Here is a 24617-nt window from a genome sequence, read left to right on the forward strand (position 1 = left end):
GGGTGTCTATTTCACAGGAAACCCATAGCTGTCCGATTTGGATGGTTCGGCCGTGGCCGGAGCACCGCCGGCCGCCAGACCGAAAGGACCTCATGACTGAACCGATGAACCGTCGTGGTCGATCCCGCCTGCTGACCGCGGGCGCCGTGACGGGCGCGCTGGCGCTCACCGCGGCCGGGGTGGGAGTGGCGCAGGCCGCGGCCACCCCGCCGGCGCTCTCCTTCGTGGCCGCCACCTCGGCGGTCACCGCGGAGCGCTACGAGTCCGACGGCGAAGTGTGGCTCTCGTTCGACCTCGGCCTGCACGTGATCGCCGGCAAGGACCCGTTCGAGATCTGGGCCAGGCGCACCGGCTACGACAAGCCCATCGTGGCCGAGCAGGTGGTGGTCCAGAACGGCAAGAAGAAGAAGGTCGCCCTGCCGGCCGGCACCGTGTCCGACTTCAACGGCCTCAAGGACTTCACGAAGATCACCATCGTGGACGAGGCCGGCAAGCCGGTCACCGAGTACACGACGGCGTTCTGCGGCAACACCTGGGGCTCGGCACGCACCCGGCCGGACGCCCCGGCGACCAGCCCGTACCCGACCAACTGCGGTGGCTACAACCCGTTCACCCTCGGCGCGGTCTGGGGCGTGCAGGCCGGCTGGAACGCGGCGGTGCCGGACCGGCCGTTCAGCGACCGCCGCGGTGACGACGACTTCGACCTGCCGGTGGGCAGGTACACCGCCACGGCCACGGTCGACCCGGCGTACCAGAAGCTGTTCGGCATCCCGGCGAAATCCGCGACGGTCAGCGTCGGCGTCACCGTCGTCGACGCGTCCGACGAGGGCAAGGGTGGCCTGGCCCGGGCGAAGAAGGCGGACGTCGCCGCGGACCCGGGCCTGGCCGCGCCCGCCGACGAGCACTCCCTGCACACCGGTCAGGGCGACGCGACCCGCCAGGTGTCGTCGTACCTGCCCGAGTTCCGGGCGCCCGCCAAGCGACCCGCCACACTGAAGGCCGCGCCCGGCAGCGGCCCGAAGCCGGACCTCAAGTCGCTGCCGGCCTGGGGGATCGAGCTGTCCGAAGAGGACGGCAAGTCGTACGTCAACTTCGGCGCCACCGTCTGGAACGCCGGCACCTCGCCCCTGCTCGTCGACGGCTTCCGTCGTTCCGGCACCGAGCTGATGGACGCCTACCAGTACTTCTTCGACGCCAAGGGCAACCAGGTCGGCTCGAAGGAGGCGGGCACCATGGAGTGGGACCCGCGGGAGGGCCACAAGCACTGGCACTTCACCGACTTCGCCCAGTACAACCTGCTCTCCTCCGACCAGAAGCTGGCCGTGCGCAGTGGCAAGGAGGCGTTCTGCCTGGCCAACACCGACGCGGTCGACTACACGATCACGGGTGCGAAGTGGCGGCCGGAGAACACCTCGCTGGAGACCTCGTGCGGCGCCGACACGGTCGTCGCGGTGCGTGAGGTCCTCGACATCGGCAACGGCGACACCTACAGCCAGAGCCGTCCCGGCCAGTCGTTCGAGATCACCGATCTGCCGAACGGCACCTACCACATCCAGGTGCTGGCCAACCCGGACAACAAGCTCGCCGAATTGAGCACCACCAACAACTCGGCGCTGCGCGAGATCATCCTCGGCGGTACGCCCGGGGCGCGCACGCTGACCGTACCCCCGGTGCACGGCATCGAGGGCTGACAGTCATGGGTGGCCGCCCCCGTGCACCCCGGGGGCGGCCCCTCAGCGGACGAACTCCTCGTAGGCCTTCAGGACCAGGCCGTGGAAGTGGTGCACACCGTGCTCGGACAGCCCGGCGCGCTCCGGGTCGTACACGATCCGACCCTGATCAAAAGCGGGCGTGGCCATGCCCCGCTGGACACTCTCCACGATCGCGATGTCCTGCTGCTGCAGCACCTCGTCGATGTAGCGCACCGCCTCCACCTCGGCGTCCTCCAACTCCGCCGTCTCGAAGAAGAAGTCCCAGGTCTCGAGCGTGCGGTCCGGCCCGTCCGGGATCACCTGGAAGACCATGAAGTTGCCGCGGCCGGGATAGCGCAGCAGGCACGTGTTCGGCCAGAGCCACCACACCGCGTGCTGCGTGACTGAGGCGCCGGAGACGTCGTACGCCGGGTTCTCGCTCGTGCCCACCTCGGCGAAATGGCTGGACCAGATGCCGTGTGTGCGCACCTCGTAGGTGTCCATGTCGACGAGCGCCACGAACTCCCGGTGCGCGATGTGGCAGTGGTAGCACTCCAGGAAGTTGTCGATGACGTTCTTCCAGTTCGACTTCACGTCGTAGGTCAGCCGCTTGGCGAACGTCAACCGGCCGACGTCCGGCGCCCACCGCTCGATCTCGGCGAGCAGGTCCGGCGCCTGCTGCGCCAGCGGGGCGGCCGACCCGTCGAGGTTGACGTAGACGAAACCGCCGAACTCCTCCACCGCGATCCGGTCGAGGCAGATCTCGGCGCGATCAAAACCGGGCATGCGGTCGGTCTGGCGGGCCCGGCGCAGCGAGCCGTCCAGGTCATAGACCCAGGCATGGTACGGACACACGATGGTGCCCGTGGTGCCCGAGCCGGACAGCAGCTCGTGCGCCCGGTGCTTGCAGACGTTGTAGAAGGCCCGCAGCTCGCCCGACCGGTCACGCACGACCATGATCGGTGACCCCGCGACCGTCGCCGTCACATAGCCGCCGGGAGCCCGGAGTCTCTCCATGTGACAGATCCACTGCCACGTGCGGGCGAGGATGGCCCGCTGATCCACGTCGACCCACTGCGGGTCGGTGTACGCCGCCGCCCGCAACGACATCGACCGGGCCGGGTCCGGATCGTACCCCGAACCGATGTCCTTGACGTCCTGCCTATCGACCGCCATGACTCGGTATTGTGGCGGCCGGCGGCAGCAGCCGCTCCAGCGCCGCGCCGGTCGCCTCGGCCAGAGTGGACAGCCGGGCGAGCTCCTCGTCGGTGGCCCGCCGCGCGGTCGACCAGTAGACCCCGACCGCGCCGAGCGGATCGGCGGCCCGCACCGGGATCATCGCCAGCGAGCGGACGAACGTGGGACGGTAGGCGTCCTGCGGAATGCGCTCGTCGACGCGGACGTCCGGAACCACGGCGGGCAGGCGGGACAGTATCGCCCAGCCGCTGATGCACTCGGTGATGGGGAAGCGCTGGCCCTTCCACAGCGGGCTGATCGCGTCCTCGTCGGCGTAGAAGCAGCGGTCACCCTCACGCAGGACGACGGTGGCGCCGTGCGCGTCGGCCAGGACCCGCGCGCTGGTACGCACCAGCTGCTGGACGGCCGTCAGTCCCGGCGCCCGGCCGAGCGCGGCCACCACGTCCCGCAGCATGTCGTCCTTGGAGAGCACAGCAACCACAGTAGAGGCGCATGCCGGATTGCCGCAGCGGCGCCACTCCGGAGAGTGACGGCGCGTCCGTTATTCCCGGTGCGTGCCCGGATGCGCCGGGGCTGGCCCGACGATCGAGCCCGATTCGGTCCGTAGGGCGGAGGGCGACGGCCGAACGGAGTCGGTGAAACGATCTTAAGTCGGGCTTCGGGGGCAGTTGTTCCCCGGAGCAACTTTCCTGTGCCAGGGTTGCCCCCTCGTGTGGCTCTCACCGATGTCTCGCGGGCGTTGAGACGCGGTGAGAGCGACACACCGCCGATCGGGAAATGTGGAGGATTCGTGGCGAACATCGAGACCGCTCTGAAAGAGGCCATGACTCTCGAGGGCGCCGTGGGCGTCGCGCTCGTCGATTACACCAGCGGGCTCACTCTCGGCTACCTGGGTGGCGACGGCGTCATGGACATGACCGTCGCCGCGGCCGCCAACACCGACGTGGTCCGCGCGAAGATGCGGGCCCTGGAGTTGCTCGGCCTGCAGGACGGCATCGAGGACATCCTGATCACCCTTGACTCGCAGTACCACCTGATCCGGCTGCTCCGCTCCCGGCACGGCGGTGACGCGCTCTTCCTCTACCTGGCCCTGCACAAGAGCCGGGCCAACCTGGGCCTGGCCCGGCATCAACTGCGCAAGATCGAGTCGGAACTCGACGTATGACTGGCCCTCATGGCGGTCTGCCGAGCCGGCTCGCCCCGCGCAACGCCGCCCCCCAGCAGGGCGGGCGGTCCGCCCGGTTCGATCCGCTGACCGACCCGCGGCGGCCGCTGCGGCTGGAGTTGGCCGGGCTGCGGCACCAGGTCGTCGGGGTCACCGACTGCCTCATCGCCGGTGTCGACGGCCTGCTGATCCTGCACGACAGCCGGTCGCCGGGCGATCCGCCGCACGACGTCGCCGCGATGGCCGCGGCCGCTCACGGCATCAGCCGCACCTGCGGGAGCGCCCTGGGTCAGGGGCAGTTCCAGGAGGTGACGATCCGCAACCGGGAGGGCTGCCTCGCGGTCTACGGGATCGGTGACCTGGCGCTGCTGGCCGTGGTCGGCGACGGCATGATCAACATCGCCCGGCTGCACCTGGAGGCCCGGCCGGTGCTGGGCCGCCTGGCGCAGATGCTCGACCTGACTCAGCTGTAGACCGTACTCAGTTGTAGGAAATGATCTTGTTGATCAGCCCGCCGCCGGGGAAGTCGAGCATCAGCACCCCGGTACGCGTGAACGTCCCGGAGTTGAGCCGGCCCAGCAGGTAGGGGTTGACGCCCTGCTGGAACACCGCCCCGCCGGCCACCCAGTAGGGCGGGGCGAGCGCTCCCGACCCGCTGGTGAAGTTGATGTAGATCTTGCTCGGGTCGCCGGTGCTCGTGGTGGTGAGGAAGTTGTTCACGGCCGTGCGCTTGTCGGCGATCTGAGCGAACGTCGGCACACTGTACTGGTCCTGGACGTAGGTGGACGAACCGTCGGCCCACCCGGAGAACTGGGCGAGCCCGTAGTCGGCGAACCGGCCGCCGCGCGGGCCGTTCAGCACCGCCAGCACCACCCTGCCGCGGACCGCCCCGAGGGTGGGCACCGCGGCGGCGGACGAGCGGGTCACCGACGGCGCCCAGAACAGGCCGGGGCGCGCGGCCACGTACGAGTCGAAGATGTCGGTGAAGCTCTTCTGCCCGGTCGCGTCGGCGCAGGAGCCGGTCTCGCCGGTGCACTCGTGCTTGAAGCGGAGCAGGACCGTCTCGCCCGGATGGGCGCCGAGGAACGCCGACAGCCTGTTCAGCACGTCGTCGAAGTTCGCCACCTGGTAGACGGCCCCGTGGTGGATGGTGAAGGTGTTGCCGTCGTTGATCCGCGCCCGCACGTCGATCGCCCGGATGCCGGCGTCGAGCTGCGCGGTGAGCGTGCCCCCGCTGTCGCCGAAGCCCTCCTGCGTCTGCGTGTAGTCGCCGCCGTGGATCGACATGGTCTCGTGGGTGCCCGGGATCGACAGTGCGGCCAGGCTGCGGCCGTCCGGGATCCGGGCCATCCAGTCCGGGTTGCGCGCGCTGCTCAGCGTCCGGTACGAGGTGTCGGCCGCCTGGGCCGGCTGGGGCACGAGGAGCAGCGCGGCGGCGACGGCCGCGACGGCGAGAAGGCGCTTCATGCGACGAGAAGATATCGACTGATCCTTATAAAGGCTAGTCGCAGCCCTGATCCGTGCCTCCGTGCAGGGCGCCGACGAGCTGGGTGGCCGCGTCGGTGTGCTTCTGGTAGGCCTCTGGGAAGGCCGAGATCTGCACGGCCTGGGCGGCCTCGGTGAGCCGCATCTCCTGCCAGCCGTCGACGGTGAGCAGCTTGTCGTAGAACTTCCCGGTCTGGTACGCCGGGTCGCCGAGCTGTTTCGGCGTGCCCCACCCCTGGCTGGGACGCTGCTGGAACAGCCCGATCGAGTCCCGGTCGCCGCCGCGCAGGTTGCGCAGCCGCGACTCCTGCAGAGCGGTGGCCACCGCGATCACCAGTCCCTTCTCCGGCACCCGCCGCTCGGCGCCGATGGTGACGATGAGGCGCGCGTTGGCCATCTGCTCGTCGCTCCACCGTCCCGCCGGGGACTTCGCGGGAGCGGGCACGCCGGCGCACCCGGCGTCGGCGCGGACCAGCGGACTGATCAGGAAGGCTGCGAGAACGGCGACGGCGGTCACGAACAACGCGCGCACAGAGGGAGGCACCTTTCCGGGGGGGGGGGGGGGGGGGGGGGGGGGAGGGGGACCAGCGGAGGCTATCGATCAATCTTCGTCGTGTGAATCCTCACGGCATCGGCCGTTCGGCCGATTAAGTTCCTGTGGAGAGCACCGAGACGGTGGTGCCGAGGTGGAGGCCCACCCGCACACTCACCGCGTCGATCGGCGTGGCCGCGCTCGCGTGGGTCTGGTTCGCGATCGGCCTGTTCCGGCACACTCCGCCCGCTGCCGGGTGGGGACTGCTCCTGCTCGCGGTCCCGATCGCGATCCACGCCGGCTGGCGAGCCGGCGCGGAGGGCCGCACCTTCTGGCGGTACGTGTCGGCCGGCATGGTCGGCATGGGGCTCGCCTCCATCGCCGCCGCCCGTGACTTTTTCAGCGGGGAGCAGACCGGCCAGCACATCGGCACCGCCACCGCGACGCTCTACGTCACCGGCCTGATGATGATGCTGTTCGGGCTGCTGCGCATCCCCGGGGCGAAGCGCTCCCGGATCGAGTGGACCCGCTTCGGCCTGGACGTCGCCACCATGGTCGTCACCGTGACCACCTTCAGCTGGCACCTGGTGCTGCCACGCTGGGAGAGCTGGACCGCGGGCGGCGGCGCCGCCGGCACCGCCTCGGTCGTGGTCATCGCGACCGCGGCGATCATCGGCATGCTGGCCTTCGTCAAGGTGTCGTTCACCGGCACCGGCCCGATCGACCGCCGCGCCCTGTACATCCTGGCGATGACCGGCGCGGTCGGGGCCGGAGGCGGGGCGATGGCACCGCTGCTGGCCGATCGGCCCTACCTGAACACCGGCCACGTCCTGCTGCCCACCACGTCACTGCTGGTCTGCCTGGCCGCGGACCGTCAGCTGCGGGCCTCCCGGGCCGGCTTCCCCACGCCCCGGCCGCTGTCCCGGCGGCCCAGCATCATGCCGTACACCGCGGTCCTGGCCACCGGCGCGCTGCTGCTGACCAGCGCCGCGGCCGGCGTGCGGGACCTGCTCGCGGTCGCGGCCGGCTCGTTCGTGGTCACGCTGCTCGTCGCGACCCGGCAGGTGATCGCGCTGCGCGACAACGCCCGGCTGCTCGACGATCTCGACGCCCGGCAGCGGCAGCTCGCCCACCAGGCCGGGCACGACGGCCTCACCGGCCTGGCCAACCGCACCGTGCTGGTCCGGGAGATCACCTCGGCCCTGGCCGGCGGCTGCCCGGACGTGACCGTCGCGCTGCTCGACCTCGACGACTTCAAGGAGATCAACGACGACCTCGGGCATCCGGTCGGCGACGCACTGCTCGCCGCCGTCGGCGCCCGCGTGACCGCCCGGCTCCCGGCCGGCTGCCTGGTGGCCCGGCTCGGCGGCGACGAGTACGCGCTGCTGCTGCGCGGCGACCACGCTGCCATCGTCGCCGCGATCGCCGACGACCTACGGCAGCCGGTCCGCGCCGGCGGGCACGAGCTGATCGTCGAGGCCAGCATCGGGCTCGCCCCCGCCCAGCCCGGCGACACCGCCGACGAGCTGCTGCGCCGCGCCGACGTCGCGATGTACCAGGCGAAGGGCCAGGGCAAGGGCCGGCACATAGTCTTCGACGACCGGATGGACCACCGGACGGCCGAGCAGTCCCGGGTCGCCGCCGACCTGCGCGGCGCGCTCGACACCGACCAGCTGCACCTGCTCTACCAGCCGATCGTGGCGCTGCCCGGCGGCGAGCTCTTCGGCGTGGAGGCGCTGGTCCGCTGGATCCACCCGGAGCGCGGCCTGATCGGGCCCGGCCTGTTCATCCCGGCAGCCGAGCGGACCGGGCTGATCGTGCCGCTCGGCGCCTGGATCCTCGAGGAGGCGTGCCGGCAGGCGGTGCGCTGGCGCGACGAGATGGGCGACACCGCGCCCCGGACGGTCACCGTCAACGTGTCGGCCCGGCAGCTGCGCGAGGCGGGGTTCGCCGGCGAGGTGGACGCGGTGCTGCGGCGTACCGGGCTGGCGCCGCACGTGCTGACCGTCGAGGTCACCGAGACGGCGGTGTTCGACGGGGGCACGGCGCTCGACGAGCTCAAAGCCATCGCGGCGCTCGGCGTGAAGATCGCCCTCGACGACTTCGGCACCGGTCACTCGTCACTCGGGCTGCTGCGTACCTGCCCGGCCGACATCCTCAAGGTCGACAAGTCGTTCGTCGACGACGTCACCGAGGGCGGGGAGCCGGCCGTCATCGTGGCGGCGCTACTCACCATCTGCGACGGGATGCGGCTGCGCGCGGTCGCCGAGGGCGTGGAGACCGCCGAGCAGGCCGCTGAGCTGCACCGTCTCGGATACCGCTATGCGCAGGGCTACCACTATGCCCGCCCGATGGCGGCCGATGCGATCACCGCCTACCGGCCGGCTCACCGCGACAGCCGGGTCGCGGCCTGAAACACCCGACCCTTGACCTCGTACATCCTCGTGTCGGCGGCGGCCACCAGATCGTCGGCGTCGGTGCCCGTCCCGCCGAAGGCGACACCGATGCTCGCGCCGATGCGCACCCGGTGCCCCGGCAGGTCGAACGGCAGGTCCATGTCCGCCATCAGCCGCCCGGCCCGGTCCCGGACGTCCGCCGGGTCGGTGATGCCGGTGAGCACGGCCGCGAACTCGTCGCCGCCGAGCCGGCCCAGCAGGTCCTCGGCGCGCAGCCCGGCCCGCAGCCGTTGCGCCGCGGCGACCAGCAGCGCGTCCCCGGCGGCGTGGCCGTAGCCGTCGTTGACCGCCTTGAAGCCGTCCAGGTCGATGAAGAACAGCGCCACCGACTCCGCACCGTCCGCGCCGGCGAGCGCCGCCTCCAGCACCCGGAGCACCTCGGCCCGGTTCGGCAGGCCGGTCAGCGGATCGTGGGCCGCGGCGTGGGCGAGCCGGTCCTGCTGGGCCCGCCGGTCGCTGATGTCACGCTGGTTGGAGACGATCCCGCCGACGGCCGGATGGTCCAGCGCGTTGCGCAGGGTGACCTCGTGCCAGTGCCAGGTGCCGTCGCGGTGGGCGACCCGCAGCTCCAGCCGGGCCTGCGTGTCGGCGCCGCCGCCGGTCACCTCGGTCAGCGCCGTGCCCAGCTCCGCCTGGTCGTCCGGGTGGAACAGGCCGAGGTAGGCGGTGTCGCGCAGGTCGGCCGGATCCCATCCGCTCACATGGCACACCGCGTCGCTGACGTGGGTCATCCGTCCATCGGCGCCGATGACGGCCACCACGTCCGAGGAGTCCTGCACCAACGCCCGGAAGCGCTCCTCGGCGCGCTGCAGGGTGAGGGTGGCCTCCTCGGCGCGGGCGGCGGCGAGGCCCAGGTTGCTCAGCCCGAATCCGGCCAGCAGCAGGTTGATCACGGCGGCGAGGTGCGAGTGGGCGGGCGCCACCACCGACGGAGCGCCGAACTGCACGGCCACCTCCATGGCGATCGTCGCCGCCGCGGTCACCGCCGTCGCCGGTTTCCACGTCTGCGACCCGGACCATCCGATGTGCAGGACGCCGATGAGGACGACCGCGGCGGGCACAAGGAAACTCCAGCCCGCCGCGAGCAGTACGAGGCCGATCAGCACGGTGGCGTGCACGAGCCGCAGCACCACCCGGTTGTGCAGGTGCCCGCCGCCGAGCAGACGCTGGTACCACTCGCTGCCGCTGGCGGCGAACAGCACGACGACCGTCGCCAGCAGCACCGGCGAGCCGAGGACGGCGCCGTGCCGGCGGCCCCACACCGCGAGCCCGAAGATCGCGAGGAACAGGACGGGCACACCGATCACGGGTGGCACGGCGTCGGTCGCGGGTCGTGCGCCGAGGAAAGGCCGGGCGGGCGGCACCTGCGTCACGTCGCTCCTTCGCCCCTGGAACCGGTCCTCGGTGTCATCGGGCGGCCGGGGCCGGTCATGAGGAATTCGGCGTGGCGTTCTCCTCGGGATGCGCCGGGGTCACCGGGAGCCGACGGCGGACCGGGCGGCGAGCACCTCGGCGGCCAGGGCCCGGGTCCGCGGGTCGGTGCCGTTCTCCTGCTCGCTACGGGCCAGCATGACCGCCTGCTCGACGGTCTCCTCGATCTTCGCGGTGGCGGCCGCGTCGAAATCCGGACCGGTCAGCGCGGTCAGCGTCGTCAGGTCGGTGCCGGTCACCATGCCGGGCATCGGCATGCCGAGGTGCGGGTTCTCCGGGGGCAGCCCGGCCAGCGTGTGCAGGGCGCGCAACTGCGGCAGCTCGGCCTCGGTGAACACGCGGACGCGTGCGGCGAGGTCCCGTGTCGCCGCCGCGCCCGCGCGTGCCGGCACCGCGTCGAGCAGGGGAACGACCTGCTCGTGCATGGCCAGCGTGATCTCGATCCAGGCCCGGTCGGTGCCCCCGAAGGTGCTGGCCGGGCCCGGTGCCGGCTGCGGCGCCGGAGCAGGCGCGCCGCAGCCGGCCAGCAGCAGGGTTACCAGCGCGATGTTCCATCGCCGGTGATCCCGCCGCATCGCCGTCTCCCTCACTTCAGCTCAGCCTCAGCCTCAGCCTCAGCCGAACGACGGTGTCGTGCCGCACTTGGCGTCCGCGTTGATGCAGACCTTGACCAGCGCGGCCAGCTTCGCCGGGTCCCACGCGTTCATGAAGTCGCCGTGGATCGACGACGCCATCCCCGACGACAGGGCCAGGCCGTCGCCGCCCAGCGAGTCGTAGCCGAGCATCATCGAGATGTTCGGGATCGCCACCGGGTACTTTCCGGTGCAGACGCCGTTGACCGACGGGCCCATGTGCGACTTGTGATCCGGCGAGTCGATGTGCTTGCCGTCCCAGCAGTCCTGATAGGTGAGCTGGTAGATCAGGTTGCCGCCGGCCGCGCACTTCGGCCAGTTACCGTCGGCGCTGCGGCCGATCTCGGCGCTGCCCGCGCACCAGAACTGCCCGCTCGCGCCCTTCGGCGTGGCCACCTGACGCTTGGCGTCGCCCTGCACCATGACCAGGCCGGGCGGGAACGGCACGACCGTGGCCGGGTCCTTGATCTTCGCGCCGTAGTAGGCCCGGAAGTTCTTCATCTTCACCGGCTTGCCGCCCTGCAGCAGCGTCGGCGCCCAGTACGCGCTGTTGTCGCCCGCGGCGTCACACGTCGTGGACTGCCCGCGCAGCTGCTCCGGGGTGCTGCTCGCGGTCACCTTCGGCCCGAAGAACGTGTGCAGGTGCGACGCGCCCGGCAGGTTCGGCAGGACGATCGGGTCGTCCGGCGCCTCGTTGGCGACGGTGCAGTTGGTGTGGAACTCCGGCACCCGGACGATCCCGGCCGGCACCGCCTTCGGCTGGACCGCCTTGTGCAGCGCCAGGGTCTGCTTCCAGGCCGTCTCGTCGACGGGCACCCAGCCACCCGGGCTCGCGGACGGGTTGGTGGGCGCGGCGCTGGAGGGGGTGGGCACGGACGAAGCGGCACCGGACGGGGCGGCGCTGGACGGAACCGGGGTCGCCGGGGTCGCCGGGGTCGCCGACACCGGGGCGGCACCCACGTTGAAGTGGTTGATGTTGACGAAGTCCGAACGGGACCCGCTTTTCATGACCAGCACCAGCGTCTGCCTGCCGGCGGGCACCTTGGCGGCCTTCGCGGTGACCGTCTTCCACTTCTGCCAGCCGCCGGTCGACGCCACCGGGAAGGTCGCCAGCAGAGTGCCGTCGCGGCTGCCCAGGCGCGCCTCGATCGAGCCGCCCTCGCTGTTGTTCGAGGCGATCCGGGCGCTGAGCGCGGTGCTGCCGATGGCGACGTCGCGGTACTCGAGCCAGTCGCCGTTCGCCAGCCAGCCGACGTTCTTGCCGCCGCCGGTGTCCGAGGTGCCCTCGGTCTTCGCGCCGGACTGCGCCGCGAACGCCTCGGCCTGCAGCGTGCCCGGGGTGGTCACCTCGCCGGCGCCGGCGGTGGTGATGTAGATGCCGCTCGCGCCGAGGGCCGCGACGACGGCCACACCCAGGACGACCCGGGTGGTGCGGCGGCGGCGCTTCGGGTCCGGTGGGGCTACGTGCTGGGATTCCTTACCCATATCGATCCTCAACAAAATGGCAGGGAAAGGGTGCGGCACGAATTATGCAGACCTCTCACACGCGGTTCAATACGTCAAGAAAGAATTCATTTCCCCTGGTCAGGGCGGTGCTGGTGGCCGTCGTAACGCCTTTCAATAACAGTTTTTCGGTGTCGCTTCCTTAAGTCTCCATTAATTCGTTCCGGGTCGATGTCCGGTGCATCGTGGGAGTGATCGGGTCGCGGTCCGCGGCTACGGTGGGAGACCGGTAGAGGCCGTCGAGCATTCGGGAGCGCCGATCGTGCAGACCAGTGACCGCGAGTTCACCGTCGACATCGCCCGCGCCATCGTGGCGCCCGTGGATCCGGAGATGCTGCCCTATCTGGAGGCCGACGCCGAGGCCTACTTCGCCGATCCGCGGGGTGCCCTCGCGGATCGACGGCAGGCGCCTGAGCTGGGCAGCGGCGTCGAGGTGGCCGTCGGGCTCGCGGCCGTCGCGCTGTACGTGGCGCAGGCGGCGCTCGACGTGGTCCTCGAAGAGTCGATCAAGAAGGGCGTCGACGGGGTCCGCGGCTTCCTGAACCGCCGCCGCAAGGCCGGGGACGAGCTCACCGGCCGGACCGACGTCCCCACCTTCACCGACGAGCAGATCGAGCTGGTCACCGCGGCCGTCACCGGAGTGGCCAAGGGCCGAGGGCTCGACGCCGCGGCCGCCGCCGCCCTGGCCACCGCGGTACGCGACCGCCTGCCCCGCGCCGGAGACTGAGTCGGCTCCCGACCGGTCGTCCCGCGCGGGCGACCGGGGCGGTTCACCGCCGCCGCCCGGGCGGAATGGCGACCGCCGGGCGGCGTGGTGATGGCTGGGCGGAATGGCGACCGCCGGGCGGCGTGGTGAACCGCCGGGCGGCGTGGTGAGGTTGGGCAGCGTGGTGAGGGTCGGGCGGCGTGATGGCTTGGTGGCGTGGTGAGGGTCGGGCGGCGTGGTGAGGGGCGGCGTGCGGGACGGGTCGGTCACTCGAGGTTGAGCCAGCTCGCCGCGGCCAGCACGGCGACCGCCGCGGCGGCGCCGGAGGAGATGAGGATCGTCGCCGCCCGTCGCACCGGTGGCCGCTCGGCTGTCGGTGGCCGCCGCCCGGCGGTGGCCACCAGGCCCGCCACGAGCATCCCTGCCACGATCGCCTTCACCGGCTGGGCCGTGCCCGCCATGCCGAACAGGATCAGATAGCCGTTGAGTGGATCGTCGCTCAGGCAGCCCGGCCCGGCCGGTAGGCCGCACGCGGCCACGCCGATCAGTGCCGGCGACGCCATGGCGCCCACGAGGGCCACGACCAGCGCCGACACCAGCCCCGCCACGACGCTGCGGGCCCGGTGCGCCGCGGTCGTCACGGCGGCGGCGAGCGCGCCCGTCACGGTGGTCAGCACAGTCGCCGTCGCCAGCAGGTAGTGCAGGAGATCGGTCAGGGCCCCGCGGTTCTGCCGATGGACCCCGGACACCGTCTCGTGCGCCGCCAGGGCCAGCGCCGTCCCCACGACCAGCAGCACCACGGCCCCGCCCGCACCGATCAGCACGGCCCGGCCCAGCGGCGGCCGATGATCCGGCGGCCGTGTCACCGTCCCGGTGCCGTCGCCGCGGAGCCAGTCGGGGGCCCGTGGGGCGCGCGAGCGCAGCAGGCCGGCCGTCGTCACCAGAATCGGCAGCACGGTCAGCGCGGCGACGCCGGGCGCCCAGCCGAGCATGTCCCACGGGATGTAGGTGATCTGCAGCCATTCCGCGCCCGGCAGCGGCAGGAACCCGTAGCTGAGCGCCTCGGCGAACCCCGGCGTCCAGAGGTAGAGACGGCCGTGCAGCGGCGTGTCGTGCATCGCCCACCAGGTCGCGTACCAGGGCAGGATCGCCACCGTGCCGATCACCGCGCTGCGCCGCGACGCCCGGCGCAGCGATCCGCGGACCGTCGGCAGCCAGGCGCCCGCGTTGTCCCATGACCATCGTGCCAGGGCCGCCACGATGCCGATCAGCGCCAGTGCGGACACCACGGCGGGTCCGGCCGTCCCGTCGCCGACGCCGTCGAAGACGCCCCAGCGGCTGGCGTTCGCCGCGGACACCGCGGCGGGCTCGCCGGCCAGCATTCCCGCTCCCAGGCCGAGGCTCAGCGTCGCCACCGGTGGGCGGGCCGACGTGAGGCGCCGCTGCCAGGCCGTCGCGTCGACCAGCCAGGCCAGGGCGCCGATCGGGGCGGCGGTGGCCAGCGCCACCACCATGAGCAGCAGGAACGTCATCCGCGGGCCGGGTACCGGGTCGACGCCGGCCGCTATCAGCGCCTGCCAGGCCAGGGTTCCGGCGTCCTGGCACAGCACCGCCAGGCCGACCCCGGCGCCGAACAGCTGCGCCGCCGACAGTGGCGGCAGCGTCCACGGCTCGGCGGCCACCCGCAGTCGCAGCGTGATCGGCGGGTGGGTGCTCAACACGACGGGCCGGCCGGCCCGCGGACGGTGGTGGGGCAGCGCCGTCAGGTAGGAGGTGGTGGCCTCGCCCCGGGGGTGCCGGCCCGCGGTCGCGTCGGCGGTCAGCTCCCGGTCGCGCAACACCGCGAGGCGGGTCAGCGTCACCAGGGCCAGCAGGGCGGCGATCGCCAGCACGGTGTGCAGATCGTCGTGCCGGAAGCGGACCGCCCGGGGCGCCAGGCCGGTCACGTCGGCGGCGAGCAGGGCCAGGTACGGCGTCACGGCCAGTGCCAGGAACGATCGCCAGGCGGTGCTGAGCAGCAACGTCGGGCCGGTGTCCCGGTTCTTCAGGTGCGCCAGCTCGTGCAGGACGACGCCGGTGAACCGCAGCGGGTCCCGGCGCCGTGTCCGGACCGTCTCACCGGCCAGGCACAGGTACGGTCGCCGGCCGGTGCCGAAGACGAACGAGTCACGGCCGGCCGGCGCGACCACGAGGACCGGTCGACGGCGCAGGTCGTACCCCGCGATCAGCCCGGTCACCTCGGCGGCGGCCGCCGGATCGTATCGGTCGAGCGGCTGGAGGCGCCCCTTGCGCCGTCGCAGCCGCCGTGGGGTGGCCAGGGCGTAGCCGGCGAGGGCACCGGCCACCAGTGCCACCGGCCCGGCCAGCGACGACCACACGATCAGCCCCATGTCGGGCGCCACGCAGGCGATGACCGGAACCGTGTCACCGATCAGGCCCGGCGGGCCGCCCGGCTGATACGCCGGAAGGTCGGCCAGTCCGGTCCCGGCGAGACAGTCGGCGACCCTCGTCTCGCCGGGGCGGCCGATCCGCACCCCGAGATAGCCCCAGATCGACGCCGTCGTGGCCAGGATCAGCACGAACAGGATCAGGAACCGGGCCGACAGCGTCGCCGGCAGCACCGACGGGTCACCGGCCGCCCGGCGCAGGTCGGCCGGGGGCGCGGTCACCACACCGAGGTGGTCTTCGTGAAGGCTTTGACGGCGGCCCGGACGGTGAGGTCGTCGTCGATGCCGGAAAGGCTCGTGTGGGTCAGGATGATCAGGGTGCCGCCGCGGCGTACCAGAACCAGGTTCTCGACCGCCACCACCGAGGCGATCTTGGGCCGCATGGTGATGCGCAGCGCGGTCGCCTCGTCGCCGATCCGTCCCACGCCCAGCCGGTCGACGGTCACCGTGACCGCGCCGAGCTGGTCCACGGTGGTGGTGTACCGCCCGCAGCTGCCGGGCGCGCCCTGGACCCGGTCGATCGCGGCGCGGGCACGGGACTCGCCGAGATGACGCACCCGCTCACGGATGTAGGACGAGTCGTCGGCCGCCGACTGGAACAGCAGCACCTCCGCCCTGGCGCTCGCGCCGCTGGAGAAGTCGGTGTCCAGCGCCGCGCAGCCGCCCCCGCCCGCATCGTCCCCGGCCCCGCCGTCCACCTGGAATCCGGACAGGTCGCCCGGCCCGAGCAGAGCCTTCCGCAGCTCGGCGCCGGTCGGCTCGTGCGGTCCGGAGGCGGTGCCTCTGCTCTGCGGAGGATTCCCCTTCGGCGGCCCGTTCGTGACCCCCGTCGGTCCCGGCCGGGTCCCGGTGCCCGTCCCCGGTGCGGTTGCGGGCTCGGCGCCCGGCCCGGTCGCCATTCCCGGCCGGGCCGGTGGGGTCGGAGTCGACTCCGCCGGCGAGACGGGACCGGACGGTACGGCCGGCAGACTGTCCGCCAACGACGGCAGAGCCGCCGGGCTCGCCGACGTCTCCGCCGGGGTCCGGGTCACGCATCCGGAGACCGCGCCGGCCAGGACGGCTCCCACGGCGACGAGCCGGACGACACCCGGCCTCACGCCGTGAACCGGACTCGGTCGCGCCGCCACCGGAGTGTGACGAGCAGCAGCAGTCCGGCCGCGACCGCAGCGAGTCCGAGCAGGGCGAACGTGCCCGCCCGCCCACCGGTGATCGGCAGTGTGGCGGTGGCGGTCGGGGAGTTGCCCGGCGAGGCCGTGGCGCTGGGCGAGGAGGCCGCGGAGCGGGACACCGACGGCGAGACCGACGGCGAGACTGATGGCGAGATCGACGGCGAGATCGACGGCGAGGCCGACCGTGAGGCCGACGGCGACGGTGACGCGGAGGGCGGCAGACAGACCGCGGTCAGCGAGAAGACCGTCGCGGCCCCGGCGGCGCCGCCGGTGACCAGCAGCGCCCCGGAGGCGAGCCGCCAGCCCCGCGGGGTGGCCAGCCGCAGCCCGCCGCCGGTCAGGCCACCGGTCACGCCCGCGCGCGGCGACAGGAGGTCCTCCTGGCTGAACTGTCCCGCCATGGTCCGCTCGTTGACGTCGACCTCGTACAGCCGGCCGGCGATCACCCCGATCAGCGCGGGCTTCGGCGCCCCGTTCACCGTCTCGATGAAACCCATCACGTACGCCAGCGGTGTCCCGCCCTCGACGGGCTGGTCGAACTCCCAGCCGTCGCTTCCGGCTTTCCCTCCTTCGGGGAATCCGGCGCAGCCGCGAATGGATGCCGGCTGGTCCGTGGCCGCTTTTCCGGTTGCGGCCGTGAACCGCTTGTCGAGGCTCAGCGGCGCCGGGTCGTCATCGGCCGCGAAAGCTGCTGCGGGCAGGGAGAATGCGGCAAGACACGAGACCGTGAGCAGTCCGGTGAAACGAGCGATTGTTGCGATCATCGGCGTTCCTTCGTCGGCGACGGTCATGATTCGCGATGCCGCCGAAGCCTTCCAGGAATGCACAGGCAACGCCGTCCACCGATGGGATGACGGCTCGCGACGATCATCCACCGCCGATGTCCGCAATGGACGGCGAGATCAGTCGATCATCCGGTTCGGGAGGCGAGACCAGGATCCGCGGATGCTCTGGTGGAGGACGCTGTTCACCGCCGTACACCTGCCGCGTCCGGCCCGCCGCCGCGGCGCTCTGCGCCCCCGCGCGGCGCTCCCGCTCCCGGACTTTCGTGATCCACCGAGAGGGGTTATGGTCACTCTCCTTTGATCCAGACCAGGGAGGACTGGGCAGTGGTGGCGATCCGGAGCCGTGTCGTGTATGCCCGGCAGACCATGAGGGCGCTCCCCGCCCGGATGGTCTACGGCAACGACGCGTGGGGCAGCAACAACCGCGGTCAGCAGCGCACCCTGCGAGACCTGCGCAGCCGGCAGCCGGAGGCGGTCGACGCCGGGGCACAGCGGCTGGCCGACCAGATCGACTCCCTGGGCTACGCGCTCCTGGGCACCCCGGCCGCCCCCGACGTCCTCGCCGCCGTCCGGGCCGGTTACGCCGAGGTGATCGACGACCCGGCCGCCACCGTCGACATGGGCCGCCGGATCCGGCACGTGGTGCGCTACGTCAAGGACCCGTTGTCGCACGTCCCGGCGATCAGCGGTCTGCTGACCCCGGCCGCGCTGGACGTCCTGGACGCCTTCTACGCCGGCTCGTGGCAGATCCAGCACGTGCGGATGTGGCGGATCGCGCACATCCCGGAGGCCGAGCAGCGTTACCACCACTACGGCAACCAGTGGCACTGCGACCAGCACCCGATCACGACGCTGAAACTGTTCGTGCAGATCAGCGACGGTGTCACCCCGGAGACCGGCGCGTTCCGCTTCCACGACGTGCCGAACACCCGCCGCATCATGCGCACCGGCTTCATCGACAACGGCCACGCCGTCGGCCCGGCCAGGCGGCTGATGGACGATCCGAGCAGCGCCCACTACTTCGACGTGCCGGCCGGCCACAGCGCGTTCTGCAACACGACGCGATGCCTGCACCGGGCCGGCATCCCTCCGGAGGGCACCACCCGCGGCATGGTGCAGTTCACCTTCGTGCCCAGCACGTCCGGCCCGCGCGGCGCCGACCCGTTCGACGGCCTGCCGCCGGACCCGAACGTGGCCGAGGGAAAGTTCGCCTGAGTGGGGGATCCGGCGTGAGCCGGTGGCGCCGGGACGGTATGCAGGTCACGTGACTGAGGGATCATCGATCGGGCGGGCCGGCCGGCGGATGGCGGTGGCCACGCTCGCGTCGCGGGTCGCCGGGTTCCTGCGGATCCTGGTGCTCGCCGCCGCACTCGGGCTCGGCACCCGGCTGCTCGACACCTACAACGTGGCGAACACGCTGCCGAACGCCGTCTACGAGCTGGTCGTCGGCGGCACCATGGCCAGCATCGTGGTGCCGCTGCTGACCCGGGCGTCGCTGACCGAGCCGGACGGCGGGGTGCTCTACGCGCAGCGGCTGCTGTCGCTGATCGTGTACGTGCTGAGCACCGTCACGGTCGTCGCGATCGCCGCCGCGCCGTGGCTGATCGACCTGTACGCGCCCGGCTTCACCACCGAGCAGCGTGAGCTGGCGATCGTTTTCAGCCGGTTCTTCCTGCCCCAGATCCTGTTCTACGGGCTCAGCGCCACCACCGGGGCCATCCTCAACATCCGGGGACGGTTCGCGGCCGGGGCGTGGGCGCCGCTCTGCAACAGCGTGATCGTGATCGCGGTGGGCGTGACCTACCTGTCGGTCGCCGGAAGCGCCGTCGCCGGGACCGGACTGAGCACCGGGCATCTGCTGCTGCTCGGGATCGGCACGACCGCCGGGGTGGTCGCCCAGACGATCCTGGTGCTGTGGGCGCTGGCGCGCAGCGGGTTCCCGGTGCGGCTGCGGCTCGACCCGCGGGGGATCGGCATCCGGCGGATCGGGAAGCTCGGCGTGTGGGTGCTGCTCGCCGTGCTCGCCTCGCAGGCGCTCACCGCGGCGGCGACCCGGGCCGCGTCGTGGGCGGGGCCGGGCGGGGTCACCGCCTACCAGAACGCGAGCGCCGTCTACCTCGTACCGTATGCGGTGATCGCCGTGTCGGTGATGACCGCGATCCTGCCGCGCCTGAGTCAGTACGCCGCCCGCGGTGAACGTCAGCGGGTGACGACCGGGCTGTCCCGGGCGGTCCGCACCGCCCTGGTCGTGATGGCCCCGATCGCGGCCGCGTTCCTGCTGCTCGGCCCGCACATCGCGACCGTGCTGTTCGCGCACGGCAACAGCAGCCCGGCGACCGTCCGGGTGCTCGGCCTGGTGCTCGCCGGGTTCGGGCTGACGCTGGTGCCGTTCACCAGCTACATGATCCTGCAGCGGGGGTTGTACGCGCTGCAGGACACCAGGACGTCCGCGCTGATCACGGCCCTGGTCGCGGTGGTCGGGGTGGCCGGTTGCGCCGCCGCGGGACTGCTGCTGCCGGGGGAGGACATCGTGATCGGCATCCCGGTGGCGTACGCGCTGGCCTACACCGTGGGGCTGAACGTGACCGCCCTGGTGCTGCGCCGGCGACTCGGCCACCTGGACGGGCGGCGCCTGGTGCGTACCCATGTGCGGGTTCTGACGGCGACGGTGGCCGGCGCGGGATGCGCCGGCCTCGTCGTCTGGGCCGTCGACCCCGCCACCTGGACCGGCGCGCTGCTCACGGTGGCCGGCGCGGTGCTCGCGGGCGGCGCCGGATATCTCGCGGCGGGCCGGCTGATGCGCCTGGCCGAGCTGCGGCACCTGCTGAACCTGGCGCTGCCCGGCATCCGCACCTGGTGAAGCCTATTTCGCCGCCGACGGGGTGGCCTTGGCGGGCTCGCGGACGGTGAACGCCGGGCAGTGGGCGGGCCCGTCCGTCGGCGTGGTCATCCTCAGCTTGCCGAGCGTCTTCACGGACGCCTTCGTGATCGCCCGCACGCTGGGCGCCTGGGTGAAGCCCTGTAGGTTGCTGCTGTACTTGCCGTCCCCGGTCGGGTAGAGCACGAGCTGCACCCCGTCGATGTAGGCGCAGGCCTTCTCGTTCTCGCCCCAGCCCATGATGTGGTGCCCGCGGTAGGTCTCGAAGAACCCGGGTTTGGCGACGGCCGGCTCGACCGCCCGCACCGGTGCTGACGCCGAGGGCAGCGGAACCGGGTCCACGTCCGGCTCGGCCGCCGCGTAGACCGTGCCGGCGGTGGTGGCCGTCGCGACCGCCGCGGCAAGCAGCGTGACTCCCCACACAGCGTATCCCCGGCGGTTCGCCGATCGTTTGCCGTGGTGCATGGATTCCATTGTCTGACCACTTTCATAGACGTTTGCGGAAAATGATTGCGCTACTCGTGACCGTACTCCGGGAGAACGATTGTCGCCCGTTAGGAAACGCCGGACGGCAGGCCTTTTAGTCCTTTCGGTGACAACGGCGAAACGAATTGAGGCCCACCTCGGTTGAATAGGTCTACCGACCTGTTTTCCATTTCGAGGACGAGGTTTTCTGTATGGCGAAGACGAACCGTCGTGATGTCCTGCGCTACGGCGCCGCCGGAGCGGTGACCGCAGCCACGGCCGTGGTGGCCGGTCAGGAGCTGGCGAGCGCCGACCCGCCGCCCGGGCTGGACCCACTCAAGAACGTGGTGGGTGGGATCAAGAACCCGCTGGACCCGCGGGACTTCGACGAGCTGTTCAAGGGCAAGAAGATCCGTGGTCTGCACAATCTCCGGGGCCGCAACGAGCTGATGATCAACAACAAGCGGCTCGCGCTCACCGAGATCGAGACGCTGTTCGTGCCGGCCGACGGATCGCCGCCGTACGTGGGGAAGGGCTGGATCAGCGCCCTGAACCACTACGACCCGGTGGAGATCGACACCAGCCGGAACCGTGAGGGACTGCGCAAGCTCGCCCGCAAGGTCGTCGACATCCTCGGCGACAGCGATCTGGCCGACTCGGCCGCGCAAGAGCACGGTCACTGACGGACTCGAGGAAAGGCGACTCACCATGGCCGTACGCAAGAACATCACCGCGATGACCGGCGCGGAGAAGACCGCATTCATCAATGCGCTGCGCCAGCTGAAGACGACCGCGGTGAACGGGCGGAACTACAACTGGTACATCGATCAGCACGTCACCTACTTCAACTACACGCAGGACAACATCAGTCATGCGCACCAGTCGCCGTCGTTCTTCCCGTGGCACCGCGAATACCTGCGCCTGCTGGAGATCGACCTGCAGACGGTGAGCGGCAACGCGAACATCTTCATCCCGTACTGGGACTGGACCGGGCAGGCCGGCCCGTTCACCGCCGACTTCCTCGGCGCGATCACCAACGGCAGCGTGTCCAGCGGCAACTTCAGCCCGTCCTGGGGCTGGTCGCTCTACCGCAGCAGCATCCAGACTCCTTTCCTGCAGCGGCGGGTCGGCCAGAGCGCGAGCCGGCCCACCAGCGGGATGGTCAGCACCGTTCAGGGCATCCAGGTGTACGACCAGTCGCCCTGGAACGCGACGGTGTGGAACAGCTACCGCAACCGCAACGAGATCGAGCTGCACAACCGGGTGCACAACTACGTCGGTGGCCACATGGCCACCCGCGAGGCGCCCAACGACCCCGCCTTCTGGCTGCACCACTGCATGATCGACCGGCTGTGGTGGCTGTGGCAGACCAATCGTGGCATCGACACCTACCGGCCGACCGCGGTCACCTCGGGCGTCATCGACAACACCGAGATGATGCGGCCGTTCGGCGCCGGACGGACACCGTTCGCGGTCCGTGACATCAACTCTCTGGGCTACAGCTACTCCTGACGCTCAGGCCACTGCCCGGCGGCGGCGCGCGAAGCCGCCCCCGGCAGCGGCCTCGACCGCGGGCGTGCGGTTGACGGTGCGGCGCTGCAGGCCCGGATGCCGGGTCTCCCACGCCGCGCGGACACGGGCCGGCAGGTGCAGGTCACGCCACACCCGGCGCAGCATGGCCGGGTTGATCAGATCCTCCACCTCGCCACAGTTCGCGGCCTCGCACAGGACCTGCTCGTAGGCGTGCCGCACCTGGATCGGGTCCTCTAGCTCGAACCGGCGGCGGCTGGCATGCCCGCAGGCCATGTGATGCGGCACCTCGAGCACACCGACACTGTGCCCGTGCAGGTCGTCGATCCGGTCGGGGATGGCGGGAGCCCGGGTTGCGGCGCTGCGGTTCTTGCGGCCGTCACGGGCGGCGACGTACGACATGCCCATCAGGCTAGGCCCGCCGGGCGGCCGGAGGGGGCGGATACGAAATCGGTGGCGGCGACCGGATCGCCGTGCCAGGGTGGTGCCCAGCAGAGCCCACGAGACGAGGAGAGACCGATGCGAGCAGCTTCCACGCTCCGGACCCCTGACCGTCCTACCGTGGAGTTCTGCTTTGGCATTGTTGAACCTCGGGATCGTCGCCCATGTTGACGCCGGCAAGACCAGCCTGACCGAGCGCCTCCTGTTCGAGGCCGGGGCCGTGTCCCGCCCCGGGAGCGTCGACGACGGCACCACCCGCACCGACTCGATGGAGCTGGAGCGGCGGCGCGGCATCACCATCCGCGCGGCCGTCACCTCGATCAGCCTCGGTGACCTCACCGTCAACCTGCTCGACACCCCCGGCCACCCCGACTTCATCGCCGAGGTCGAGCGGTCCCTGGCCGTGCTCGACGCCGCCGTTCTCGTGGTGTCCGCCGTGGAGGGTGTCCAACCGCAGACCGTCGCCATCTGGCGGGCGCTGCGGCGCATCGGCGTGCCCACGCTCTTCTTCGTCAACAAGGTGGACCGGCGCGGCGCCGACGTCGACAAGGTGACCGATCAGATCCGCCGCCGGCTGGCCACCTCCCCGGTGTCCCTCACGAAGGTCGACGGGCAGGGCGACCCCGATGCGGTGGTACGCGCGACGCGTCTCGACGCCGAGCCGGTGGTGGCCGCGGTGGCCGAGGCTGACGACGCCATCGCGGAGAAGTGGCTGGCCGGCGCACCGATACGGGCGCGTGACGTGCGCCGGGCGGTCCGGCGGGCGGTGCGCGACGCCCGGCTCAGCCCGGTGGTGTGCGGCTCGGCCATCACCGGCGCCGGCGTGCCCCAGCTGCGCCACATCCTGTCCGACCTGCTGCCGCGCAGTGACGAACGAGACGGTCCCCTCGCGGGAACGGTCTTCGCCGTCGACCGGGACGGTCACGGGCGCCGGGCCTGGCTGCGGCTGTGGTCGGGGCGCCTGAGCGTGCGGGACCGGGTGGACCTCGGCGGGGCCCGTCCGCAGACCGTCACCCAGATCGCGGTCAGCGAGCCGGACGGCGTCCTGGTGCGCCGGTCGGCGGCGGCCGGACAGATCGCCGCCGTCCGCGGGCTGTCCGCCCGGATCGGCCAGCACGTCGGCGACCCGCCGGGACGCCGGCTCTACCGGTTCCCGCCACCGACCCGGCAGGCGCTCGTCGAGCCGGTCGACCCGGCCCGGCGGCTGGCCCTGTTCGCCGGGCTGACCGAGCTGGCCGACGAGGATCCGCTGGTCGACCTCCGACTCGACGAGCAGCAGGAACAGGCGGTGATCCGGCTGCACGGCGAGGTGCAGAAGGAGGTGATCGCGGCGCTGCTGGAGGACCGGTACGGCGTGGCGGTGCGGTTCTCCGGCACGCTGACCGCCTGCATCGAGCGGGTGGCCGGCTCCGGAGCGGCCGAGGAGCGGATCCGGGAGCGCGGGAACCCGTACCTCGCCGGGATCGGTCTGCGGATCGACGCCGCACCGGCGGGGCACGGCATCGAGTTCCGGCCCGGCATCGAGCCCGGGCGGCTGCCCCCGGCGTTCATCGCCGCCACCGAGGAGGGGGTGCGCGCCGCGCTGCGGCAGGGCCGGCACGGCTGGCCGGTGACCGACTGCACGGTGACCATGACGTCGTCGCAGTACTGCCCGCGGCAGAGCCGGCCGCACCAGAAGTTCGACAAGTCGATCTCCAGCGTGGCCGGCGACTTCCGTCATCTCGCGCCGGTCGTGGTGGCGGCGGCGCTGCGGACCGCCCGGACCAGGGTGTGCCATCCGGTCGAGCGGTTCGACGTGAACCTGCCGCACCAGGTGGCCGACGTGGTGACGGCGCTGCTCGGCCGGGCCGGGGCGGTCGTCTCCGACACCGCGACGGCCGGCGGCTACCTCGAGATGAGCGGGGTCATCGCGTCGTCGCGGGTGCCGCAGGTGGTGTCCGCGCTGCCCGACCTGACCGGGGGCGAGGCGGTGCTGACCGCCCGTTTCGACCACTACGCGCCGGTCACCGGCGAGGACACGCCGGTGATGCGGCGGCGCGGACCCGACCCGTCCGACCGCGACGGGTGGTTCCGCGCCGTACCGCGTTAGGAGGCGGGGATGCCC

22 protein-coding genes are annotated in these 24617 nt (G+C 71.8%); 10 read left to right on the top strand and 12 right to left on the bottom strand.

What is annotated here, in order from left to right; genetic code table 11:
• Positions 1-92: 92 nt before the first annotated feature.
• Positions 93-1691, top strand: coding sequence for a lysyl oxidase family protein (locus ACQPZW_RS16030; protein WP_433795669.1), 1599 nt, complete (start codon positions 93-95; stop codon positions 1689-1691).
• A 42-nt stretch (positions 1692-1733) separates the two neighbouring features.
• Here ACQPZW_RS16030 and ACQPZW_RS16035 read toward each other — a convergent pair whose 3' ends face one another.
• Together ACQPZW_RS16035 and ACQPZW_RS16040 are read right to left on the bottom strand one after the other, a co-directional pair.
• On the bottom strand, positions 1734-2867 hold the full coding sequence (locus ACQPZW_RS16035) for an aromatic ring-hydroxylating oxygenase subunit alpha (protein ID WP_433795670.1): 1134 nt from the start codon (positions 2865-2867) through the stop codon (positions 1734-1736).
• Entirely contained in the window at positions 2854-3360 is a 507-nt protein-coding gene (locus ACQPZW_RS16040) for a GAF domain-containing protein (protein ID WP_433795671.1), read from the bottom strand. The genes ACQPZW_RS16035 and ACQPZW_RS16040 overlap by 14 nt, the downstream gene beginning before the upstream one ends.
• A gap of 318 nt (positions 3361-3678) precedes the next feature.
• Between ACQPZW_RS16040 and ACQPZW_RS16045 the strand changes: the two genes are divergently transcribed.
• On the top strand, positions 3679-4053 hold the full coding sequence (locus tag ACQPZW_RS16045) for a hypothetical protein (protein WP_433795672.1): 375 nt from the start codon (positions 3679-3681) through the stop codon (positions 4051-4053).
• Complete coding sequence (locus ACQPZW_RS16050; protein ID WP_433795673.1) at positions 4050-4526, top strand: roadblock/LC7 domain-containing protein; 477 nt, start codon at positions 4050-4052, stop codon at positions 4524-4526. Before ACQPZW_RS16045 ends, ACQPZW_RS16050 begins: the two co-directional genes overlap by 4 nt.
• A 7-nt stretch (positions 4527-4533) precedes the next feature.
• Here ACQPZW_RS16050 and ACQPZW_RS16055 read toward each other — a convergent pair whose 3' ends face one another.
• Both ACQPZW_RS16055 and ACQPZW_RS16060 read right to left on the bottom strand, forming a co-directional pair.
• Entirely contained in the window at positions 4534-5520 is a 987-nt protein-coding gene (locus tag ACQPZW_RS16055) for a phosphatidylinositol-specific phospholipase C (RefSeq protein WP_433795674.1), read from the bottom strand.
• Between the two features lie 34 nt (positions 5521-5554).
• Positions 5555-6070 (bottom strand): peptidase M23, encoded by a 516-nt coding sequence (locus tag ACQPZW_RS16060; protein ID WP_433795675.1) that lies wholly within the window; start codon positions 6068-6070, stop codon positions 5555-5557.
• Positions 6071-6195: 125 nt separating this feature from the next.
• Here ACQPZW_RS16060 and ACQPZW_RS16065 point away from each other — a divergent pair, with 125 nt between their 5' ends.
• Positions 6196-8484: a putative bifunctional diguanylate cyclase/phosphodiesterase gene (locus ACQPZW_RS16065; RefSeq protein WP_433795676.1), complete on the top strand. Its 2289-nt coding sequence runs from the start codon at positions 6196-6198 to the stop codon at positions 8482-8484.
• On the opposite strand, the gene ACQPZW_RS16070 is transcribed toward ACQPZW_RS16065, so the two are convergent.
• The 3 genes from ACQPZW_RS16070 to ACQPZW_RS16080 all read right to left on the bottom strand — a co-directional run bounded on the left by ACQPZW_RS16070 (position 8457) and on the right by ACQPZW_RS16080 (position 12074).
• On the bottom strand, positions 8457-9899 hold the full coding sequence (locus tag ACQPZW_RS16070; RefSeq protein ID WP_433795677.1) for a diguanylate cyclase domain-containing protein: 1443 nt from the start codon (positions 9897-9899) through the stop codon (positions 8457-8459). The genes ACQPZW_RS16065 and ACQPZW_RS16070 overlap by 28 nt on opposite strands.
• A gap of 99 nt (positions 9900-9998) precedes the next feature.
• Positions 9999-10532 carry a DUF305 domain-containing protein gene (locus ACQPZW_RS16075; RefSeq protein ID WP_433795678.1) on the bottom strand — a complete coding sequence of 178 codons (534 nt, stop codon included), beginning with the start codon at positions 10530-10532 and terminating at the stop codon, positions 9999-10001.
• A 39-nt stretch (positions 10533-10571) separates the two neighbouring features.
• Positions 10572-12074: a DUF1996 domain-containing protein gene (locus ACQPZW_RS16080; protein WP_433795679.1), complete on the bottom strand. Its 1503-nt coding sequence runs from the start codon at positions 12072-12074 to the stop codon at positions 10572-10574.
• Positions 12075-12354: 280 nt separating this feature from the next.
• Between ACQPZW_RS16080 and ACQPZW_RS16085 the strand changes: the two genes are divergently transcribed.
• Positions 12355-12819, top strand: coding sequence for a hypothetical protein (locus tag ACQPZW_RS16085; protein ID WP_433795680.1), 465 nt, complete (start codon positions 12355-12357; stop codon positions 12817-12819).
• Between the two features lie 245 nt (positions 12820-13064).
• Here the strand turns inward: ACQPZW_RS16085 and ACQPZW_RS16090 are convergent, their stop codons facing one another.
• The 3 genes from ACQPZW_RS16090 to ACQPZW_RS16100 are packed head-to-tail and all read right to left on the bottom strand — an operon-like array spanning position 13065 to position 17178.
• Positions 13065-15467 (bottom strand): M48 family metalloprotease, encoded by a 2403-nt coding sequence (locus ACQPZW_RS16090; RefSeq protein ID WP_433795681.1) that lies wholly within the window; start codon positions 15465-15467, stop codon positions 13065-13067.
• On the bottom strand, positions 15464-16342 hold the full coding sequence (locus ACQPZW_RS16095) for a hypothetical protein (protein WP_433795682.1): 879 nt from the start codon (positions 16340-16342) through the stop codon (positions 15464-15466). The genes ACQPZW_RS16090 and ACQPZW_RS16095 overlap by 4 nt, the downstream gene beginning before the upstream one ends.
• Positions 16339-17178, bottom strand: coding sequence for a hypothetical protein (locus ACQPZW_RS16100; protein ID WP_433795683.1), 840 nt, complete (start codon positions 17176-17178; stop codon positions 16339-16341). Before ACQPZW_RS16100 ends, ACQPZW_RS16095 begins: the two co-directional genes overlap by 4 nt.
• A gap of 318 nt (positions 17179-17496) precedes the next feature.
• Here ACQPZW_RS16100 and ACQPZW_RS16105 point away from each other — a divergent pair, with 318 nt between their 5' ends.
• Together ACQPZW_RS16105 and murJ are read left to right on the top strand one after the other, a co-directional pair.
• The gene (locus ACQPZW_RS16105) at positions 17497-18414 is read left to right on the top strand and encodes a hypothetical protein (RefSeq protein ID WP_433795684.1); all 918 of its coding nucleotides are present in this window, start codon (positions 17497-17499) and stop codon (positions 18412-18414) included.
• Positions 18415-18502: 88 nt separating this feature from the next.
• Positions 18503-20059 (top strand): murein biosynthesis integral membrane protein MurJ, encoded by a 1557-nt coding sequence (murJ, locus tag ACQPZW_RS16110; RefSeq protein WP_433797553.1) that lies wholly within the window; start codon positions 18503-18505, stop codon positions 20057-20059.
• Positions 20060-20062: 3 nt separating this feature from the next.
• On the opposite strand, the gene ACQPZW_RS16115 is transcribed toward murJ, so the two are convergent.
• Positions 20063-20500 (bottom strand): tyrosinase family oxidase copper chaperone, encoded by a 438-nt coding sequence (locus tag ACQPZW_RS16115; protein WP_433795685.1) that lies wholly within the window; start codon positions 20498-20500, stop codon positions 20063-20065.
• A gap of 254 nt (positions 20501-20754) precedes the next feature.
• On the opposite strand from ACQPZW_RS16115, the gene ACQPZW_RS16120 reads away from it, so the two are divergent.
• Both ACQPZW_RS16120 and ACQPZW_RS16125 read left to right on the top strand, forming a co-directional pair.
• Entirely contained in the window at positions 20755-21225 is a 471-nt protein-coding gene (locus tag ACQPZW_RS16120; protein ID WP_433795686.1) for a tyrosinase family oxidase copper chaperone, read from the top strand.
• Positions 21226-21250: 25 nt separating this feature from the next.
• A complete protein-coding gene (locus ACQPZW_RS16125; protein ID WP_433795687.1) occupies positions 21251-22054 on the top strand; it encodes a tyrosinase family protein in 804 nt (267 codons plus the stop codon).
• Between the two features lie 3 nt (positions 22055-22057).
• On the opposite strand, the gene ACQPZW_RS16130 is transcribed toward ACQPZW_RS16125, so the two are convergent.
• Positions 22058-22474, bottom strand: a complete 417-nt coding sequence (locus tag ACQPZW_RS16130) for a hypothetical protein (protein ID WP_433795688.1) — start codon at positions 22472-22474, stop codon at positions 22058-22060.
• 172 nt (positions 22475-22646) lie between these two features.
• Here ACQPZW_RS16130 and ACQPZW_RS16135 point away from each other — a divergent pair, with 172 nt between their 5' ends.
• Positions 22647-24602, top strand: a complete 1956-nt coding sequence (locus ACQPZW_RS16135) for a GTP-binding protein (RefSeq protein ID WP_433795689.1) — start codon at positions 22647-22649, stop codon at positions 24600-24602.
• Positions 24603-24617 lie beyond the last annotated feature (15 nt).

Origin of the sequence: Actinoplanes sp. CA-252034, from assembly GCF_050956125.1 — a bacterium.
In the GTDB taxonomy this organism is placed as follows: Bacteria; Actinomycetota; Actinomycetes; order Mycobacteriales; family Micromonosporaceae; genus Actinoplanes.